Raw genomic sequence first — 18372 nt, 5'->3', positions numbered from 1 at the left:
TTCGAGATCGCCATCGCCGACGCACGCGGGCTGCGTAGTACTGAGGCCGTTGCGTAATTCGCCAAAATAGCTGCAAAGCGCGAGATTTTGTTTCCTCACTCCCGAGAAGTCGACCTTCTCGTGCTTCACGGGAGTTCCCACCATGTGCATCCAGGCCTACAACGGCGCGTCTCAGACGACCAACTACGCGGGCGACAGCGCCTATGCGGACAACTCGGGCTTCGGCGCCGGGATCGCTTCGTCCAACAGCTCGTTCGCGGGCGGCAACGTTGGGCAGATCCTGGGCGAGATTAAGAGCGAGCTGTCCAAGCTTGGCCAGATGATCGACAAGCTCACCCAGACGATCGGAAACGGCGGCGGCCAGGGTTGCGGCGGCGGCGGTCGGTCGGGCGCCGCGGAAAGCTGGGGCGGCAGCCAGATCGGCTACGGCGGCGGCCAGGGCGCCGGCGGCGGTCGGTCGGGCGCCGCGGAGAGCTGGGGCGGCAGCCAGGTCGGCTACGGCGCCGGCATGAGCGACATGGTGAGCGGAATCAAGCTGCAGCTCGGCTCGCTGTCCGATCGCCTCGACCAGCTTTGCGGCGGTCGCCAGCCCTCCTATCCGAACTACCCGTCCTACCCGGGCCACGGCGGCTGCCAGCCGAACTGCGGCCCGACCCCGCAGCCGCCGCACATTCCCGAGACGCCGGTGTGCCCGCAGCCCCAGCCGCAACCGTGCCCGCCGCAGCCGCAGCCGCAGCCCCAGCCTCAGCCGCAGCCTCAGCCTCAGCCCAAGCCGCAACCGTGCCCGCCGCAGCCTCAGCCCCAGCCTTGTCCGCCGAAGCCCAAGCCGATTGACTGCAAGCCAGACGACCTGGAAAAATTCCCGATCGTGACGCCTGACAACCCGAACACCTGCAAGCCTGGGTCGGACAAGACGCCTGCCAAGCCGAGCTGCGACGAGAACAAGTGGTCCGCGTCCGAGGTCAAGGACGGCAAGGGCGAGATCAAGCTCGGCAAGGACTACACGCTGAACTTCGACGAGTCGAAGCAGGAGTTCATCCTGAAGAACAACTGCTCCGGCGACGTCACCAAGGTGTTTGGCGACCCCCATGTCGACCAGGGCAACGACGGCAAGAACGACTGGGACTTCAAGAAGGACACGACCTTCCAGCTGAAGGACGGCACGAAGATCACGGTCGACACCGTCGATGGCAGCGGCAAGCAGGTGGATAAGGCCACCACGGGCCCCAGCTACGCCTCGAAGCTGACGATCACCAAGGGTGACAAGGCCATGGTGGTCTCCGGCCTCGCCGGCTACATCGACGGGAACAACAACGTCAAGGTGACCACGAGCGGCAACGGCCGACAGATCGACCGCGCCACCGACGACGGCACGGTGGTGCACGAGACGAAGGGCGGCTGGACCAGGGACGGAAAGGCCGTCGACCAGAAGGCCATCAACGACGCAGAGGCCAAGGCCGCCTGCTGAGCCGGGCGAGTTCCTGAACGCCGATTGGGGCGGCCGCAATGCGGCCGCCCCTTTTCTATGCGATTAGGCGACTTTGCGGCTCGCCAGCTCGGCGAAATGACCCCGCGCCTGCAAGATCGCGAGGAGCGCCAAGCCGGGCAGACCGGCGGCCATCGTCACGACGAAGAACAGCGGCCAGCCGGTGCGCTCGACCACATAGCCGGCCACGGAGGCCAGGAAGGTGCGCCCGACGGCGGTGAGCGCCGTGAGGAGCGCGTATTGAGTCGCCGTGTGGGCCCGGGCCCCGCACAAGGCGGACAGGTAGGCCACGAAGATCACCGTGCCGATGGCGCCGGTGAAATTCTCCACCACGATGGTCCCGGTCAGCGCCGGAACGTTCACGCCGATATAGGCTTGGGCGACGAAAGCGAGGTTGGAAAGGATCTGCAGCACGCCGCCGATCCACAGACAGGCGGCGAGCGACGCCTGCTTCGCCAGGAGGCCGCCTGCAAACCCGCCGGCCAGGGCCGCGGCGAGGCCGACCCCCTTCACGATGGCCGCGTAGGTGAGCTTGTCGAAGCCGATCGCGATGACGAAGGGCGCCGTGAGCACCCCCGCGAAGGCGTCGCAGAACTTGTAGAACAGCACGAAGGCCAGGACCGTCCAGGCCTGCGGCCTGGCCAGGAACTCGGCGAAGGCGCCGAAGGCCGTGGCCGCGATCCGCCCGGCCGCGCCGGTTCCCTTGCCGTCGCGCTCCACGGGCCCCTCCGGCTCGCGCGCCAACAGGGTGGCGAGCACGCCGATCGCCATGCAGGCCGCGCCGAAGGCGTATCCGCCGGACCAAAGCCGCTCGCGCGGAAGGCCCAGCGTCTCCAGCCAGGACACGAAGGCGATCACGCCAGCCCCGGAGGCGAGCATGCCGATGCGATAGGCGGCCACGTAGCCGGCCATGCCGGCCGCCTGCTCGGAAGAGTCGAGCCGCTCGACCCGGAAGGCGTCCACGGCGATGTCCTGGGTGGCGGACAGGAACGCCACCAGCAGCGCGCCGGCGGCGATGGCCAGCGGAGCGGAAGGCGACTGGGCGCCCAGCAGCAGGATGGCCGCCGCCAGGGCGAGCTGGGTCGCGAGCAGCCAGCCGCGCCGGCGCCCCAGCAGGCGCGACAGCAGCGGGACGTCGAGGGCGTCGACAACGGGCGCCCAGAGGAACTTCAGGGTGTAGGGGAGGCCGACGAGCGAGAACAGCCCTATGGTCGAGAGGTTGACCCCCGCCTCCGTCATCCAGACGGACAGGGTCGTCCCCGTCAGGGCGAGCGGGAGGCCCGAGGAGAAGCCCAGCAGGATGACCACCAGCACGCGGGGGCGCAGGTAGACCTTCAAGGCTTGCAGGAATCCGGGGGACGCCTCAGGCGCAGAGAGGTATCGCTCGCTCATTCAGACTCGCTCCAGGCGGCTTCAGGCCTTCGCCTGATACACGCCTGGGCTGTCGAGCGCCAAGAATCAGCGATGTCGCGCCGGTCCGGAGACGGCGCGGCGGCTCAGTGCAGGAGGTGAGCAGGATCCAGGTCGCAGGGGCCGTCTTCGCCCACAAGCCCGTCGTCCTCGCCGTCCGCGCCCGCGGGCTCGGCCACCATGACCGAGGTCAGGCCACGGCGCTGGGCCTCCATGAGCGCGTTCACGATCCAGGTCATGAGCGCCTCATCGGACAATGTGGCCGGGTCCGGCATGGGTGTCTCCACGGGAACGTCCCCTCGCATTTCAAAATGATACACATGATCGCGTGTGCACCCAGCTGAGCAAAAGGCGTGCCCGGGACACTGCGTTTGAAGGATTCAGGCCGCCGTGTGGCGCTAAATGGAGCAAATAAAGATTTATTAGAACGCTGTAGATTAATGTTAATAGAGCAGTACTTCGGAATAACAGGACGAAAGTTGGACGCTCGATTGCCAAGCATGTACAAGTCGACTCATGTCGCAGAGCAGCACGGTAAGTATGATGCAATCCGAGAACGACCGGCGGCCGGAGTCGTCTCTGACTGACGGAGCGGGCCTGCCGGAAAAAAGCCCTCTCGACGTGATGAAAGCCTTGCGGGATGAACTCAAGGACAAGCTGCTTCGCAACGTCTCCGAGTTCCGCGTCTACCTCGCCCTGGAGGAGGCCATCCATTCGGTGGAGGGGAGCGGACCGGGCGCGGAGCGACCGCAGCGCAGCCGCAGCTTGCGGATACTCGCCAGGCAGCTCCTGAGCGAAAGGGCGGCCCCGCAGAGCACCGGTGAGCTCGCCGAGGGCATGCGCTCCCTGGGGTCCCCCACCTCCGACAACTCGATCTCCTCAAGCCTCTCGCAATCCCCCGATTTCGTCAGCGTCCGCTGGGGCGGCCGCCCGCGCTGGTGGCTCGCCAACCTGCCGACCCCGCCCGAGCCCTAGCCGTCGCGCGTCTGTGACGGGACGCCCCCGGCGGCGCCCGGAACGATTCCGGATTGACGTTTGTTCCCCGTCCGATTCGCACGAGGGAGCTCGACTTGGCGCGCCGGGGACTGATCACGCCTACCCGCTTCCTCCTCGCGGCGGCCGGGACGGCCTGGGCCGCCACGGCCTTCGCCCAGGCGCCCGGCGCCAACGCGCCGCCGCCCTCCGTGACGGTCGAGACCGTCCGCAACGAGGACGTGGCGCCGCGCACCGAATTCATCGGGCGGCTCGAGGCCATCGAGGCGGTGGACATTCGCGCCCGGGTTCAGGGCTTCCTGCGCAAGGTCGAGTTCCAGGAAGGCCAGGACGTGAAGGCGGGCGCCCCGCTGTTCCGGATCGAGCCGGACCAGTACCAGGCCGTGGTGGCCCAGGCCCAGGCCCAGGTGGAAAGCGCCGACGCCACCCTGCGCAACGCCGAGATCAATCTGCAGCGCCGGCAGGAGCTGCGCGAGCGCAACGCGGGCAGCCAGGCGGACCTCGACACCGCCGTCGCCAACCGCGACACCGCCAAGGCGGCGCTCGAGGCCGCGCAGGCGCAGCTCAAGACCGCGCAGCTGAACCTCGGCTACACCACCATCTCGTCGCCCATCGCCGGCCGCATCGGCAAGGCCAACATCACGGTCGGCAACCTCGTGGGGCCCGACTCGGGCGCGCTGGCCCGGGTGGTGCAACTCGATCCCATTCGCGTGGTCTTCTCGGTCAGCGAGCGTGACGTCCAGGACGTCCAGCGTGAAATGGGCGACGCGACCTCCAAGGAGGTGCGCTCGTCATTCGTCCCCACCATCCGGCTCGCCAATGGTCAGCAATACGACAAGCAGGGCCGGATCGAATTCGTCGGCAACGAGGTGGACCCGGCTACGGGAACGGTCCCGATCCGGGCCGTTTTCGACAATCCCAGGGCCACGTTGCTGCCCGGCGGCACGGTCTTCGTCAGCGTCCGCCCGGCCCAGCCGCGTGTGATGCCGGTGGTCCCGGTCGCGGCCGTGCAGGAAACGCGGCAGGGCAAGCAGGTGCTGGTGGTCACCGGCGATAACAAGGTCGAGGAGCGGCCCATCACGGCCAATACCCAGGTGGGCCAGAACTGGGCCGTAGAGCGCGGCGTCAAGGCGGGCGAGACCATCATCGTGGACGGCCTGCAGAAGGTGCGTCCCGGCGCGGTGGTCAACCCGGTGCGGGCGCAACCGGCGCAGGGCCAGGGACAGGGTCAGGCGAGGCAGACGCCGTGAGCTTCCCGCAATTCTTCATCTCGCGGCCGAAATTCGCGATCGTCATTTCCATTGTGATCACGCTGGCGGGCTTGCTCGCCATGCTGGCGATCCCCGTCGCCCAGTTTCCCGAGATCACCCCGCCGCAGGTGCAGGTCACGGCGTCCTATCCCGGCGCGAGCGCTGAGGATCTCGCCAACACGGTGGCCGCGCCCATCGAGGCGCAGGTCAACGGCGTCGAGAACATGCTCTACATGGAGAGCACCAGCACCAACACCGGCAGCTATACCCTGACCGTGACCTTCGCGGTGGGGACGAATTCCGACATCGCCGCCGTGAACGTGCAGAACCGCGTCTCGCTGGCGACCTCGCGCCTGCCCGCGGCGGTGATCGCCCAGGGCGTCACGGTGCGCAAGCGCTCGTCCAACATGCTGCTGGGCGTCAACATCTACTCGCCCAAGGGCACGCACGACGCAATCTTCATCAGCAACTACGCCGCCATCAACATCCGCGACGCGCTCGCGCGCGTGCCCGGCGTGGGCGACGCCCAGGTGCTGGGCGGCCTTGACTACAGCATGCGGATCTGGATGAACCCGGACCGCATGAACGCGCTGGGCATCACGGCCGCGGACATCGTCACCGCCATCCAGCAGCAGAACCTCCAGGCCTCCGCCGGACAGATCGGCTCCGCGCCCATCGGCAAGGACCAGCAGCAGCAACTCACCATCCTGGCGCGAGGGCGACTGCAGGATGTGAAGGAATTCGAGAACGTCATCATCCGCACGAACCCGCTCGGCGCCGTGGTGCGGGTGAGGGACGTCGCCACCGTGGAACTCGGCGCGCAGACCTACGATTCCCAGGCACAGCTGAACGGCGCGCCGTCCGCCTTCGTGGTCGTCTACCAGGCCCCGGGAGCCAACGCGCTCAACGTGGCCAAGGGTGTGCGCGCGCAGCTCGAGCGGCTGTCCCAGCGCTTCCCCGAAGACCTGGCCTACTCCAACACCTTCGACACGACTGCCTTCGTGTCGGCCACCATCGAGGAGATCATCCTGACGCTGGTCATCACCTTCGTGCTGGTGGTGGCGGTCGTCTACGTGTTCCTGCAGGACTGGCGCGCGACGCTGGTCCCGATGCTCACCATCCCGGTGTCGCTGATCGGCGTCTTCGCCGTCCTGCTGGCGATGGGCTACTCGGCCAATACGATCTCGCTGTTCGCCATTGTGCTGGCGATCACGCTGGTGGTCGACGACTCCATCGTGGTCGTGGAAAACGTGCAGCGGAATCTCGAGGAGCATCCCGAGCTCAGCGGCCCGGAGGCGACCAGCCGGGCCATGGAGCAGATCACCGGCCCGGTGATCGCCACCACGCTGGTCCTGGCGGCGGTGTTCACGCCTGTCGCCTTCCTGCCCGGCATCACCGGCCAGCTCTACCGGCAGTTCGCGGTCACCATCGTGGCGTCGGTTCTGCTCTCCGGCGTGAACGCGCTGACGCTGAGCCCGGCGCTCTGCGCCCTCTTCCTGCACAAGCCCGCGCACTCCCGCCGCGGCCTGCTGGGCCTGTTCAACCGCGCGCTGGACCGGACGCGCTCGGGCTATGGCGGGGCGGTGGGTTGGCTGTCGCGCAGGCTGGTCGTGGCGATCGCCTGCGTGGTCCTGGCCGGCGCCGCGACCTACGGCGCCTTGCGGGTGCTGCCGACCGGGTTCCTGCCTGACGAGGACCAGGGCTATTTCTTCCTCAATGTCCAGCTGCCCGACGCCGCGTCCCTCAACCGGACCCAGGCCGTGGTCAACGAGGTGCGCGAGACTTTGCGCAAGCAGGAGGGCGTCGCCAACGTCATCACGGTGGCGGGCTTCAGCCTCCTGGGCGGCCAGGCGCCGAACGCGGCGCTCGCCATCGCGGTGCTGAAGCCGTGGGGCGAGCGCAAGGGCGCGGACCAGACCGCGCAGGCGCTGATCGGACGGGTGAGCGCGCAGCTCGCGGCCATCCCGTCGGCCACGGTGATCGCCTTCAACCCGCCCGCGATCTCGGGCCTGGGCGCCAGCGGCGGCTTCGACATGCGGGTCGAGGCGCTCGCCGGGCAATCGCCCCAGGAACTGGCCTCCGCTGCCGGCGGCCTGATTCTTCGGGCCAACCAGAACGACGCGATCGGGCGCGCCTACACGACCTTTACGGCGGGCGTGCCGCAGATTCTCGTCAATGTGGACCGGACCAAGAGCGAGCTGCTGAACGTGGCCGTGGGCGACATCTTCCGCACGCTCCAGGCTCACCTCGGCTCGCAGTATGTCAACGACTTCAACCTGTTCAGCCGCGTCTTTCAGGTGAAGGTGCAGGATCAAGCGGAGTTCCGCGACCGGGTCGACCAGATCGACCGTCTTTATGTGCGCTCCTCCAAGGGGGCCATGGTGCCGCTGCGCAGCCTGATCACGACCTCGACCGTGCTCGGGCCGCAGTCGGTGACCCGCTTCAACCTGTTCCCGTCCGTCACGGTCAACGGCTCGGCCAAGCCGGGTCGCAGCTCGGGCGAGGCGCTCACGGCCATGGACCAGCTGGCCCGCACGCAGTTGCCGCAGGGCTACGGCTTCGAGTGGTCGGGCCTGTCGCTGCAGGAGATCCAGGCGGGGGGCCAGACCTGGATCATCTACACGCTTTCCGTGCTGTTCGCGTATCTGTTCCTGGTCGCCCAGTACGAAAGCTGGACGACGCCGCTCTCGGTCATCGTGTCGGTGATCTTCGCAGCAGTGGGCGCCGTTGGCGCGCTCTGGATCGCGCGCATCGACTACAACGTCTACGCCCAGATCGGCCTCGTGCTGCTGGTCGGCCTGGCCGCGAAGAACGCCATCCTGATCGTGGAGTTCGCCAAGGAGCAGCGTGAAGCGGGCAGGGGCATCGTGGAAGCCGCGGTGCTGGGAGCCGAGCAGCGCTTCCGGCCCGTGCTGATGACGGCCTTCGCCTTCATCCTGGGCGTGATTCCCTTGGTGTTCGCGACGGGCGCCGGCGCCGGCAGCCGCCGGGCGATCGGCACGACCGTGTGGGGCGGCATGCTGGCCGCCACCATTGTCGGAATCCTGTTCATTCCCCCGCTCTACGTGGCCTTCCAGACGATGCGCGAGCGGACCAACGACGCGGTCGCCAGGCGGAGAATGCGCCGTAGCAAGCGCGGTGCGGCCTGATTCTTCGGCGGCGATGTGAGACGCCCCTGTTTCAGCGTTTTGCGCTGTCGACGGCTTGTTATCGAGCCGTGCTCGACCCGTCACTCCTCTTTCGTTAACTCAGGGGCGCCCTTCATGCTTGCTGCGAATGCCTTCCCTCGTCATAAGGGTTCGTACGAGGGCGCGAAATTTTGCACGCTTTTAGACGATCACTAGCATGTTGGCTCTGTTCATCTACTTGAAGTCGTCCTATATGAGCGCTCTCAACAATGGAGAGCACAGTGTCCGACGACACCAATAACAGGCTCGACTTGGTCGCCGACATCGTTTCGGCCTACTTGTCGAACAACACGCTGCCCGCGGGCGAGATCGCCAACCTGATCAACTCGGTCAATACGGCGATCCAGAACGTGTCGACAGGCAAGGTCGAGGAAGCGCCGGTTGAGCTGAAGCCGGCCGTTCCGGTCAAGAAGTCGATCACGCCGGACGCGATCATTTGCCTCGAGGACGGCAAGGCGTTCAAGTCGCTGAAGCGCCATCTCATGACCAAGTACGGCATGACCCCGGCCGAGTATCGGGCCAAGTGGGGCCTGCCGAAGGACTATCCGATGGTCGCCCCGAACTACGCCGCGGCGCGTTCAGCGCTGGCGCGCAACATGGGCCTGGGTCTCGACCGGCGGAAGCCGGAAGAGGAGAAGGCTCCCGCCCGCAAGGGCCGCCGCGCCAAGGCCGAGGCCTGATCGACCGCCGCGCCGGCGCGCCAAGCGCCGGCCGCCTGGCCATGGGAGAGCTCCCGGATCGTCATATCCGGGCAGCAGAAGTTCGGGCGCGTGGGCGAGGCATTCCGGTGCGCGCGAGGCCTCTCCAGTTCACCCGTCATTGCGAGCGCAGCGAAGCAATCCAGCCGGCTTTGGCTAATCTTCTGGATTGCTTCGTCGCTGGCTCCTCGCAAGGACGGCCGAGCAAAGCTTTCTCCCGTCGTCAGGATGAAGAGGTGCGGGATCCCTTTTCAGCCCGCGCCTTGAACAGCCGCCCGCCTTCTGCCCACAGCACGCAGACGAGCGCCGCGCATCCGCAGGCGGAGAAGCCGATGGTGATCGGCGCGACGGTCCCGTCGAAGTGCTGGCCGATATAGAAGCCGATCAGGGCGCCGCCTATCGTGGTGATGAAGCCCTGCACGGAGGAGGCCGTTCCGGCGACGTGCCCGAGCGGCTCCATCGCCATGGCCCCGAAATTGGGGCCGACCATGCCGAAGCAGAACATCGTGCCAGACTGCAGGACCGCGAAGGTCCAGATCGTCTCGTAACCGCTGAGCGCCACGGCGGCGTGGATCGTCGTGAAGGCGATATAGCCCAGCAGGGCGGCGTGCGAGACGCGCCGGCTGCCGAGGCGGCCCACGATGCGGGCATTCACCAGCGACGCGATGGCGATGAACACCGCCACCAGCGCGAAGATGGTCGTGAACAGGTGCGGCGCATGGAAGGCGTCCGCGAAGACCTGCTGGGCCGAGTTGATGAAGCCGAACAGGCCTCCCAGCACGAAGGTCATCGCCGCGAAGTAGCCCATCGCGGTCCGGCTCGTCACGATCACCCGGAGCGCCCCGGTCACGCCGGCGACGGAGATCGGGAGGCGGTTCTCAGGGCGCAGGGTCTCCGGCAGCCGCAAGGCCGTCCAGATCCCGATGGCCACGCCGAAAAGCCCGAGCACGCCGAAAATCCACCGCCACGGGGCGAACCAGACGATGACCTGGCCGACAGATGGCGCGATGATCGGCACCCCCAGGAAGACCAGGAAGGCGAGCGACATCACGCGCGCCATTTGCCGCCCGGCGTAGCAGTCGCGCACGACTGATACGGAGAGCACCCGCGTCGCCGCGGCGCCGACGCCCTGGACGACGCGGGCCGCCAGCATCACCCCGAATGTCGGCGCGAAGGCGCAGGCCGCGGCGGCCAGCACATAGACGGCGAAGCCGAACAGCAGCACCGGCTTGCGGCCATAGCGGTCGCCGAAGGTGCCGTAAACGAGCTGCGCGACCCCGAAGCCGAGCAGGTAGGCGGTGACGATCCACTGCCGCTGGTTTGCGGTATCGATGGCCAGGCTCTCGCCGATCGAAGGCAGCGCCGGCAGCATGGAGTCGACCGCCAGGGCGTTGGTCGCCATCATGGCGGCCACCAGGGCCACGAATTCCTTGAAGCCCATGCCGGGATGGGGGCTTCCCGACAGGTTCTGAACGGGTTTCACGATGGATCTCGGCGCACGGGGGAGGGACGGCGAGCCGCCCTTGTACGCCCATCGCCCCGCGCTGCGAACCCCGGGCGACGGGGGGCGGGGCTGCGCGGATCACACCGGCGGGGTGCCGTGGGTGTGGAACGAGGGCACGGTCTGCAGTCCCCAGGCCTGGCCCTTCTTGCGCTCGGCCTCCGTCCAGACGATCGGCGTCCAGTCGGGCGCGAGCATCAATCGGGCGCCTGCGTTGGCGAGTTCGACCCGGTTGCCTCCAGGCTCCCAGACGTAAAGGAAGAAGGTCTGCTGCACGGCGTGCTTGTGCGGGCCGGTCTCGATGAAGACTCCGTTCTCCAGGAAGATGTCGGCGGCGCGCAGGATGTCTTCGCGGGAGTCCACCGCATAGGTGATGTGGTGGAAGCGCCCGGAAGAGCCCGTGTTGTCCCGGGTGAAGGCGATGTCGTAGGTCTTGTTGGTGCAGGTCATCCAGGCCCCGGCCTCCACGCCGCTGTCCAGGATGATCTGCTCCGTGACGCGCATGCCGAATCCCTGAGCCAGGAACTCGCGCGTGGCTGAGACGTCAGCGACCAGCAGGTTCAGGTGGTCCAGGCGCCGCGCGTTGCAGCCGCGGGCGGGGTAGCGCATCGCCTGGTTCTTGAGGGCCGGCTTCAGGTGGTCCGGCGCCTCGTACCAGCGGGTGTCGTAATAGAGCTCGAAGACGTGTCCGTCCGGGCTGCGGGCCCGGAAGCTCCGGCCATGGCCGAGGTCGCCATCGGTCCAGCCGAGGCCGCGGCCCATGGACTCGAGCTCGGCCACCCGGCGCTCGAGCGCCTGCTCGCTCACCGTGCGGAACGCCACGTGGCCGACGCCCGAGGTGGTGCAGGCGGTGAGCTTCAGCGTGTGAAACTCGTAGTCGTCCCAGCCGCGCAGGTAGACGCTGTCGCCCTCGCGGCCGCTCTCCGTGAGGCCGAGGATGTCCACGAAGAACCGCAGGCTCTCCTCCGGCTTCGGCGTGTACATCTCGACATGGCCCAGGTGGGCGAGGTCGCGGCAGGGCTCGGTCGCGGCGGGCATGGCGTTCCCTCGGGCGCTTCTGGCGGCTGTGTCGGGCAGATGGCCTCCGGTCCAGCCTTGAATCAAATCGGAAGTTTGCGGAGATTGATGAGAACGGCGCAACAATGGGCGCCAAGGAGGCGTCCATGCGCATCGATTATCTGGGGCTCGAAGCCTTCGTCAGCATCGGCGACCGGGGCAGCTTCAACCGTGCGGCGGCGCATCTCAACCTGTCGCAGACGGCGCTGAGCCACCGGCTGAAGAAGCTGGAGGACGACCTCGGCCTGAAGCTGCTGGCCCGCACCACGCGCTCCGTATCGTTGACGCCCGCGGGGGTGGAGCTCCTGCCCAAGGCGCGGCGGCTCATCGAGGACCTGCAGGCCTCGTTCGAGGACCTGCGCCGCCAGGGAAAGGCCCGGCAGGAGCGCCTCGAGATCGCCTGCCTCCCAACCCTGGCGGTGCACTACCTGTCCCGCGTGCTGAAGGACTTCGCGGCGGAGCATCCTCAGGTCTCGGTGCGGGTGCACGACAATTCTGCCGGAACCATCGCCGAACTGGTCCAGTCGGGCCAGGCGGAGTTCGGGCTCTCCATCGTGTCCGCCAACCGGTGGGACCTGGAGATCGAGCCCCTCTTCAAGGAGCCCTTCGTGCTCGCCTGCCCGAAGGACCACCCGCTCGCCCGGAACGACGTGGTCGCGTGGTCGGACCTGGAAGGCGCGCCGCTCGTGCGCATCAGCGCCCAGACGGGTAACCGCGCCCTGATCGACGATGCGCTGGGCCCGCGGCGCGAGCAGATGACGTGGCGCTACGAGGTCCAGCACCTGGCGAGCGCCGTGAGCCTGGTGGCGGCGGGCGTGGCGCTCGCGATCGTGCCGCGGCTCGCTGTCAGCGCCGCCGACACGCCCGGCATCGCCACCGTGACCCTGCGCAACCCCGGCGTGAGCCGCACGCTCGGCATCGTGTCGCGGCGGGGCCAGCCGCTCTCGCCCGCCGCGGCGGCCCTGCGGGCGCTCATCGAGCGCCGCATGCGCCAGGAGGCGGGGGAGGGCGGCCGCACGCGGAAGCGCCCGGCCCGCATTCGTGCGGCGGATGCATCAATGGACGCGTAAGCATCATTTGAGCTCACCGGCGGCTTCTTCCAGTTTGCGCCCAGGCAGGAGAGGCGCGCATGCCGGCACGGGACGGGCTCATCAGGATCGCGTTCATCGGGTTCGGGGAGGTCGGCGACCTCTTCGCCCGGGGCCTCAGGGCCACCGGCCGTGTCTCCATCGCGGCCTACGACATCAAGCTGGATGATCCCGCTGCGCGCGACGGCATGGCGGCGCGCATGCTCCGGGCGGAAGTGCGCCGCTGCGCCAGCACGGCGGACGCGGTTGCGGACGCCGAGATCGTGATCTCGGCGGTCACGGCCTCCTCGGCCGAAGCCGCCGCCCAGGCCGCCGCGCCCCACCTCGCCAGCCATTCCATCTTCTTCGACATCAACTCCGCCGCGCCCTCCACCAAGCAGCGCGCCGCCGCGGCCGTGACCGAGGGCCGGGGCGACTATGTGGAAGGCGCCGTGATGGCGCCAGTCTCCGAAGCGGGGCTGCGCGTCTCCATCCTGGCCGGCGGCTCGCGGGCCGCTGAACTCGCCGAAGCCCTGAACGGGCTCGGCATGAATCTCACGCCTGTGGCTCACGAGATCGGCCGCGCCTCCGCAACGAAGCTCTGCCGCAGCATCGTGATCAAGGGGCTCGAGGCCCTGATGATTGATTGCGCCACGGCGGCCCGGCATTTCGGCGTGCAGGACGACGTGTTCGCCAGCCTGAGCGCCTCCTTCCCGTCCATCGATTTCGCCCGCCTGGCCGAGCTGATGGCCGGGCGCGTCGCCCAGCACGGGGTTCGGCGCGCCGCCGAGATGCGCGAGGCCGCCGAGATGCTGGCCAGCGCGGGCCTGCAGCCGGGGCTGAGCCTGGCCATCGCCGACGCCCAGGAGCGCGGCGCCAAACGCTGAGCCAGGGCGGCATTTTCCGGAGACCCGCAATGCCTGACACGTCCAAGACCGGCCTGGTCATCACCGCCCATCCGGGCGATTTCGTCTGGCGCGCCGGCGGCGCGATCGCCCTGCATGCCGCCAGGGGCTACAGGATGAAGATCGTCTGCCTCTCCTACGGCGAGCGCGGCGAAAGCCAGTTCGCGTGGAAGACGGCGGGAGTCCGCCTGGAAGACGTGAAGGCGCAGCGCCGCGAAGAGGCCGAGCGGGCCGCCGCGATCCTGGGCGCCGAGATCGAGTTCTTCGACGCCGGCGACTATCCGCTGCGCGTCACGGAAGAGATACTCGACCGCACGGTGGACATCTACCGCGAGTGGAAGCCCTCCTTCGTGCTCACCCACGCGCTGGCGGACCCCTACAACTTCGACCACCCGGCGGCGGCTCACCTCGCCCAGGAGGCCCGCATCGTCGCCCAGGCGGCGGGCCACAAGCCGGACCCGAACCGCGCCTATGCGGCCCCGCCGGTGTTCTGCTTCGAGCCGCACCAGCCGGAGCAGTGCGGGTTCCAGCCGAACGTCATCCTCAACATCACCGAGGTCTGGGAAACGAAGCGCAAGGCCTTCGAGGTGCTCGCGGCCCAGAAGCACCTCTGGGAGTACTACACGCGCGTCGCCCTCAACCGCGGCGTCCAGGGCGGCCGCAACTCGGGCCGGCCCATGACGTACGGCGAGGCCTACCAGCGCCTGTTCCCGGACGTGGTGCAGGAGTTGGGCTAGGGCTGAAGCCGCTTCCGCTCCCCGCAGGCGCCCGCTTGCGCCGACGCAAACCCGCGACCCTGTTTCCTTGCGCGGGAGCGCTTATCTTGGCCTCAACGACGCGCGGCCCCCGTCCGCGCCCGGAGAGGACCCCGCCATGCAGCTCACCGGCATTCACCACCTCACAGCCGTCACGGCCGACGCCAAGGGCAACCACGACTTCTACACCCGCGTGCTCGGCATGCGGCTCGTGAAGAAGACCGTGAACCAGGACGACGTCAGCGCCTACCACCTGTTCTACGCCGACGCCGAGGCCTCCCCCGGTACGGACCTGACCTTCTTCGATTGGCCGGTCGGCCCCGAGCGCCGCGGCACGCACAGCATCGTGCGCACCGCGCTGCGCGTGGCGGGCGAGGACACGCTGCGCTGGTGGGCTGATCGGCTGGACCAGCACGGCGTCAGGCAGGGCGAAATCCAGACGCTGGATGACCGCCTCACGCTGGAGTTCGAAGACCCGGAGGGGCAGCGCCTCGCGCTCGTGGATGACGGCGGAGCCGGTCCGGCTCACGCCTGGGACCGCAGCCCTGTCCCGGCGGAACGCCAGATCCGCGGGCTCGGCCCGATCACCCTGAGCGTGCCCAACCTGGAGCCCACCCAGGTGGTGCTCGAGCACGTGATGGAGATGCGCCACGCGCGCAGTTACGAGCACGCGGGCCGGCCGGTGCACGTCTTCGAGATGGGGGAGGGCGGCCCCGCCGCCGAGCTGCACGTCGCCGTGGAGCCTGACCTGCCCATCGCCCAGCAGGGCGCCGGCTCGGTCCATCACGTGGCCTTCCGCACGCCGGACGCCGAGCAGTACCAGGCCTGGGCTGAGCGCCTACGCGAAATGCGGGTTCCCTCGAGCGGCCCGGTGGACCGGTTCTATTTCCAGAGCCTGTACTTCCGGGAGCCCAACGGCATCCTGTTCGAGATCGCGACGGACGGCCCGGGCTTCGCGACTGATGAGCCCAAGGAGACGCTTGGGGAGCGCCTCGCCCTGCCGCCCTTCCTGGAGCCCCGGCGCGCCCAGATCGAAGCCGGCCTCAAGCCGCTCTAGAGGCCAGCCATGGACAAGCTGTTCGGCGTGGCCATGGCCCTCGGGGCCCTCGCGCTCGTGGGACGCGGCATGGGCATGCGCACCGTTGCGGTGGGCGCAGCAGCCGGCCTCGCGCTCGTCGCCATCGTGCTCGCGCTCGAATGGCTGGGCCTGCTGGCGCGGTGAGGAGCGCTCGCGAATCCCTCTCCCGCAATAGCGGGAGAGGGGCAGGGGTTAAGGCCTCGACGGTGTGGGCTCAGGCTTCGAAAACTCCAGCGCCTCCGGCCGTTTCACCTCGATCTCGACAAAAGCCAGCGGCTCGGAGCCGCCATTCATCACGTCGTGCTGCACGCCCGCGGGCCGATTGTAGGCCTGCCCGGCCTGGAGCCGCGTCTCGATCACGGTCTCGCCGGAGTGGGCGTGGAGCACGCCATCCGTCAGCATGATCACGAAATAAGGCCAGCCATGCGTATGCCAGCCCGTCGTGGCGCCGGGGACGAAATCCCATCGCGTGATGCGCACGTTGTCGTCATCCTGCTGAACGGTGGGAACGGCCGGGGTGACGCATTTGAAAGTCATGCAAGGAAGGTCCTCTGAAAGCGAAGGCCCGCCAGAGTGGCTCCGCCCTCTGCTTAGCGCAAGCTGAGCCGGGTTTTTCGTCCTTGCGAGGAGAGCAGCGACGAAGCCATTCAGGGAGGCGGGCGGGCTCTGCTCGCTGGCCCCCTGAATGGCTGCTGTGACGGCGGGCAAGCCGTTGACGCCCTGAAGAGCCCCCCAACGGCTTGCCGCGTCTCACGCCTTCCTCTTGGCCGGCCGCAGTTCCAGGAGCAGCAGAGATCGGCCTGTCACCTCGTAGGCGTGGCCCAGCGGCAGGCGCTCCTCTTCCTCCTCGACGTCCGGGAGGTTCGTGTCCACGAGTCGCCGCCAGTCGCGCCCGCCGGCGACCTCGGGTAGCACGAACTCCACCACGTCGTGGTGGGCGTTGAGGATGAGCATCAAGGTCCGGTCGCTTCCGCGCCGACGGATGCCGGAGGGCTGCGCCCGACCGTCCAGCACCACCCCGAAGCAGCGGGCGTTGCCGTCGTTCCAGTGTTCCGGCGTCATCTCCTCGCCGGTCGGCGTCAGCCAGGTGACCTCCTTGATGTCCATCTCGGCGTTATAGGCGCCGCTGAGGAAGCGGCCACGCCGCAGCATGGGTTGCGACTGGCGGATGGCGATGATGTGCCGGACGAACTCGGTGAGCTGCTTGCCCTCGTCCGAAATGCCGTCCCAGTCGATCCAGGAGATCTCGTTGTCCTGGCAATAGGCGTTGTTGTTGCCGCCCTGGGTCCGGGCGAACTCGTCCCCGGCCAGCAGCATGGGCGTGCCCTGGGAGAACATAAGCGTAGCCAGGAAGTTGCGCATTTGCCGGAAGCGCAACTCCCGGATCTCGCGGTCATCCGTGGGCCCCTCGGCGCCGTGGTTCCAGGACAGGTTGTCCGAGTGGCCGTCCCGGTTGTTCTCGCCGTTCGCCTCGTTGTGCTTCTCGTTGTACGAGACGAGGTCGTTGAGCGTGAACCCGTCGTGGGCGGTGATGAAGTTCACCGAGGCCCAGGGCTTGCGGCCGCGCTTGTTGAAGAAATCGGCGGAGCCCGTGATGCGCGCCGCGAGCTCGGGCAGCTTGCCCTCGTCGCCCTTCCAGTAGGCGCGGACCGTGTCGCGATAGCGATCGTTCCACTCCGCCCATCCCGGGGAGAAACGTCCCACCTGGTACCCGCCGGGCCCGCAGTCCCACGGCTCGGCGATCAGCTTCACCTTGGCGAGCGTCGGGTCCTGCCGGCAGGCGTCGAGGAAGCGCCCGTCCTCCTCGAATCCGTGCGGCTCGCGCCCCAGGATCGTGGCGAGGTCGAAGCGGAAGCCGTCGATGTGCATCTCCTCCGCCCAGTAGCGGAGGCTGTCCGTCACCATCTGGAGCACGCGGGAATTGCTGAGGTTCACCGTGTTTCCGGTGCCCGTGTCGTTGATGTAGTAGCGCTTGTCCGGCGCGAGCCGGTAGTACGAGGCGTTGTCGATGCCCTTGAACGACAGCGTCGGGCCGAGCTCGTTGCCCTCGGCCGTGTGGTTGTAGACCACGTCGAGGATGACCTCGATCCCCGCCTCGTGGAAATGCGAGACCATCTCCTTGATCTCGTTGACGAAGGGCGTCGCCAGGTAGCGCGGCTGCGGGGCGAAGAAGCCGATGGAGTTGTAGCCCCAGTAGTTCCGCAAGCCTTTGTCCATCAGGTAGCTGTCATCCACGAAGGCGTGCACCGGCAGGAGCTCGATGGCGGTCACGCCCAGGCTGCGGACATACTCGATCACTTCGTGCTGCATCATGCCCGAGAAGGTGCCCCGCAGGTCCTCCGGCACGGCCGGGTGGCGCATGGTGAAGCCGCGCAGGTGCGCCTCGTAGACGATCGCCCGGTCCCAGGGCGCGGCTGGGCGCCGCTCCTGGCCCCAGGTGAAGGCGGGGTCGATCACCCGGCACCTCGGCATGAAGGGCGCGCTGTCGCGCTCGTCGAAGGAGAGGTCCTTGTCCGCGTGGTCCAGCGTGTAGCCGAACAGGGCGGGATTCCAGGTCAACTGCCCGTCGATCTGCTTGGCGTAGGGGTCCAGCAGCAGCTTGTTCGGGTTGAAGCGGTGGCCGGCCGTGGGCTCATAGGGCCCGTGCACCCGGTAGGCGTAGACGGTGCCGGGCCGCGCGTCTGGCAGATAGCCGTGCCAGACTTCGTCGGTGTATTCCGGCAGCTCGACCCGTTCCAGCTCCTTCTCGCCGCTGATGTCGAAGAGGCAGATCTCGACCTTCGTGGCGTTGGCGGAGAACAGGGCGAAGTTCACCCCCAGCCCGTCCCAGGTGGCTCCCAAAGGGAAAGGCTGCCCCTCCCGCACCCGCGCCTTTTTGAGGACCTGCGGGGCTGGCGTGGGCTTCGCCGCGGGCGGATTCCCCGACTGAATGTTCATGAAGGCCTCGGATGCGGGAGAGCGGGATTGCCGGCTCAACGCGCCACG

Annotated in this window: 16 protein-coding genes; 10 read left to right on the top strand and 6 right to left on the bottom strand. The window is 68.1% G+C overall.

Annotation, left to right across the window (positions count from 1 at the left end):
* The first annotated feature begins 142 nt into the window (after window positions 1-142).
* Complete coding sequence (locus SLNSH_RS17530) at window positions 143-1468, top strand: DUF1521 domain-containing protein (RefSeq protein WP_106338312.1); 1326 nt, start codon at window positions 143-145, stop codon at window positions 1466-1468.
* Between the two features lie 63 nt (window positions 1469-1531).
* Here SLNSH_RS17530 and SLNSH_RS17525 read toward each other — a convergent pair whose 3' ends face one another.
* A complete protein-coding gene (locus tag SLNSH_RS17525) occupies window positions 1532-2878 on the bottom strand; it encodes an AmpG family muropeptide MFS transporter (protein WP_106338311.1) in 1347 nt (448 codons plus the stop codon).
* A 104-nt stretch (window positions 2879-2982) separates the two neighbouring features.
* Complete coding sequence (locus tag SLNSH_RS17520) at window positions 2983-3171, bottom strand: hypothetical protein (RefSeq protein ID WP_106338310.1); 189 nt, start codon at window positions 3169-3171, stop codon at window positions 2983-2985.
* Window positions 3172-3517: 346 nt separating this feature from the next.
* On the opposite strand from SLNSH_RS17520, the gene SLNSH_RS17515 reads away from it, so the two are divergent.
* From SLNSH_RS17515 to SLNSH_RS17500, 4 genes are all read left to right on the top strand, one after another.
* Window positions 3518-3871, top strand: a complete 354-nt coding sequence (locus SLNSH_RS17515; protein ID WP_146140297.1) for a hypothetical protein — start codon at window positions 3518-3520, stop codon at window positions 3869-3871.
* Window positions 3872-3966: 95 nt separating this feature from the next.
* A complete protein-coding gene (locus SLNSH_RS17510; RefSeq protein ID WP_245422394.1) occupies window positions 3967-5139 on the top strand; it encodes an efflux RND transporter periplasmic adaptor subunit in 1173 nt (390 codons plus the stop codon).
* Entirely contained in the window at window positions 5136-8288 is a 3153-nt protein-coding gene (locus tag SLNSH_RS17505; RefSeq protein ID WP_106338308.1) for an efflux RND transporter permease subunit, read from the top strand. The genes SLNSH_RS17510 and SLNSH_RS17505 overlap by 4 nt, the downstream gene beginning before the upstream one ends.
* Before the next feature lie 248 nt (window positions 8289-8536).
* Window positions 8537-9007, top strand: coding sequence for a Ros/MucR family transcriptional regulator (locus SLNSH_RS17500; protein WP_196240273.1), 471 nt, complete (start codon window positions 8537-8539; stop codon window positions 9005-9007).
* A 241-nt stretch (window positions 9008-9248) separates the two neighbouring features.
* Here SLNSH_RS17500 and SLNSH_RS17495 read toward each other — a convergent pair whose 3' ends face one another.
* Together SLNSH_RS17495 and SLNSH_RS17490 are read right to left on the bottom strand one after the other, a co-directional pair.
* Window positions 9249-10508, bottom strand: coding sequence for a multidrug effflux MFS transporter (locus SLNSH_RS17495; protein WP_342587868.1), 1260 nt, complete (start codon window positions 10506-10508; stop codon window positions 9249-9251).
* Between the two features lie 99 nt (window positions 10509-10607).
* Complete coding sequence (locus SLNSH_RS17490) at window positions 10608-11564, bottom strand: catechol 2,3-dioxygenase (protein WP_106338306.1); 957 nt, start codon at window positions 11562-11564, stop codon at window positions 10608-10610.
* Between the two features lie 125 nt (window positions 11565-11689).
* On the opposite strand from SLNSH_RS17490, the gene SLNSH_RS17485 reads away from it, so the two are divergent.
* The 5 genes from SLNSH_RS17485 to SLNSH_RS24945 all read left to right on the top strand — a co-directional run bounded on the left by SLNSH_RS17485 (window position 11690) and on the right by SLNSH_RS24945 (window position 15531).
* Complete coding sequence (locus SLNSH_RS17485; protein WP_158266805.1) at window positions 11690-12652, top strand: LysR family transcriptional regulator; 963 nt, start codon at window positions 11690-11692, stop codon at window positions 12650-12652.
* A 59-nt stretch (window positions 12653-12711) separates the two neighbouring features.
* Window positions 12712-13536 (top strand): NAD(P)-dependent oxidoreductase, encoded by an 825-nt coding sequence (locus SLNSH_RS17480; RefSeq protein ID WP_106338304.1) that lies wholly within the window; start codon window positions 12712-12714, stop codon window positions 13534-13536.
* Between the two features lie 29 nt (window positions 13537-13565).
* Window positions 13566-14291, top strand: a complete 726-nt coding sequence (locus SLNSH_RS17475) for a PIG-L deacetylase family protein (protein WP_106338303.1) — start codon at window positions 13566-13568, stop codon at window positions 14289-14291.
* Window positions 14292-14427: 136 nt separating this feature from the next.
* Window positions 14428-15366 carry a ring-cleaving dioxygenase gene (locus tag SLNSH_RS17470; protein ID WP_106338302.1) on the top strand — a complete coding sequence of 313 codons (939 nt, stop codon included), beginning with the start codon at window positions 14428-14430 and terminating at the stop codon, window positions 15364-15366.
* A gap of 9 nt (window positions 15367-15375) precedes the next feature.
* The gene (locus SLNSH_RS24945) at window positions 15376-15531 is read left to right on the top strand and encodes a hypothetical protein (protein ID WP_158266804.1); all 156 of its coding nucleotides are present in this window, start codon (window positions 15376-15378) and stop codon (window positions 15529-15531) included.
* Between the two features lie 48 nt (window positions 15532-15579).
* On the opposite strand, the gene SLNSH_RS17465 is transcribed toward SLNSH_RS24945, so the two are convergent.
* Window positions 15580-15924, bottom strand: a complete 345-nt coding sequence (locus SLNSH_RS17465; RefSeq protein WP_106338301.1) for a cupin domain-containing protein — start codon at window positions 15922-15924, stop codon at window positions 15580-15582.
* 213 nt (window positions 15925-16137) lie between these two features.
* Entirely contained in the window at window positions 16138-18324 is a 2187-nt protein-coding gene (gene glgX, locus SLNSH_RS17460; protein WP_106338300.1) for a glycogen debranching protein GlgX, read from the bottom strand.
* Between the last annotated feature and the right edge of the window lie 48 nt (window positions 18325-18372).

Source organism: Alsobacter soli (assembly GCF_003004785.1).
GTDB classification, from domain to species: Bacteria; Pseudomonadota; Alphaproteobacteria; order Rhizobiales; family Beijerinckiaceae; genus Alsobacter; species Alsobacter soli.
This window is presented reverse-complemented; position numbering and strand designations above follow the sequence as displayed.

Bases quoted from the DNA above. Each gene is read 5' to 3' on its own strand.
- SLNSH_RS17480 (WP_106338304.1), top strand. From the start codon at position 12,712: ATGCCGGCACGGGACGGGCTCATCAGGATCGCGTTCATCGGGTTCGGG.
- SLNSH_RS17525 (WP_106338311.1), bottom strand. From the start codon at position 2,878: ATGAGCGAGCGATACCTCTCTGCGCCTGAGGCGTCCCCCGGATTCCTG.
- SLNSH_RS17500 (WP_196240273.1), top strand. From the start codon at position 8,537: ATGGAGAGCACAGTGTCCGACGACACCAATAACAGGCTCGACTTGGTC.
- SLNSH_RS17520 (WP_106338310.1), bottom strand. From the start codon at position 3,171: ATGCCGGACCCGGCCACATTGTCCGATGAGGCGCTCATGACCTGGATC.
- glgX (WP_106338300.1), bottom strand. From the start codon at position 18,324: ATGAACATTCAGTCGGGGAATCCGCCCGCGGCGAAGCCCACGCCAGCC.
- SLNSH_RS17490 (WP_106338306.1), bottom strand. From the start codon at position 11,564: ATGCCCGCCGCGACCGAGCCCTGCCGCGACCTCGCCCACCTGGGCCAT.
- SLNSH_RS17475 (WP_106338303.1), top strand. From the start codon at position 13,566: ATGCCTGACACGTCCAAGACCGGCCTGGTCATCACCGCCCATCCGGGC.
- SLNSH_RS17485 (WP_158266805.1), top strand. From the start codon at position 11,690: ATGCGCATCGATTATCTGGGGCTCGAAGCCTTCGTCAGCATCGGCGAC.
- SLNSH_RS17465 (WP_106338301.1), bottom strand. From the start codon at position 15,924: ATGACTTTCAAATGCGTCACCCCGGCCGTTCCCACCGTTCAGCAGGAT.
- SLNSH_RS17530 (WP_106338312.1), top strand. From the start codon at position 143: ATGTGCATCCAGGCCTACAACGGCGCGTCTCAGACGACCAACTACGCG.
- SLNSH_RS17470 (WP_106338302.1), top strand. From the start codon at position 14,428: ATGCAGCTCACCGGCATTCACCACCTCACAGCCGTCACGGCCGACGCC.
- SLNSH_RS24945 (WP_158266804.1), top strand. From the start codon at position 15,376: ATGGACAAGCTGTTCGGCGTGGCCATGGCCCTCGGGGCCCTCGCGCTC.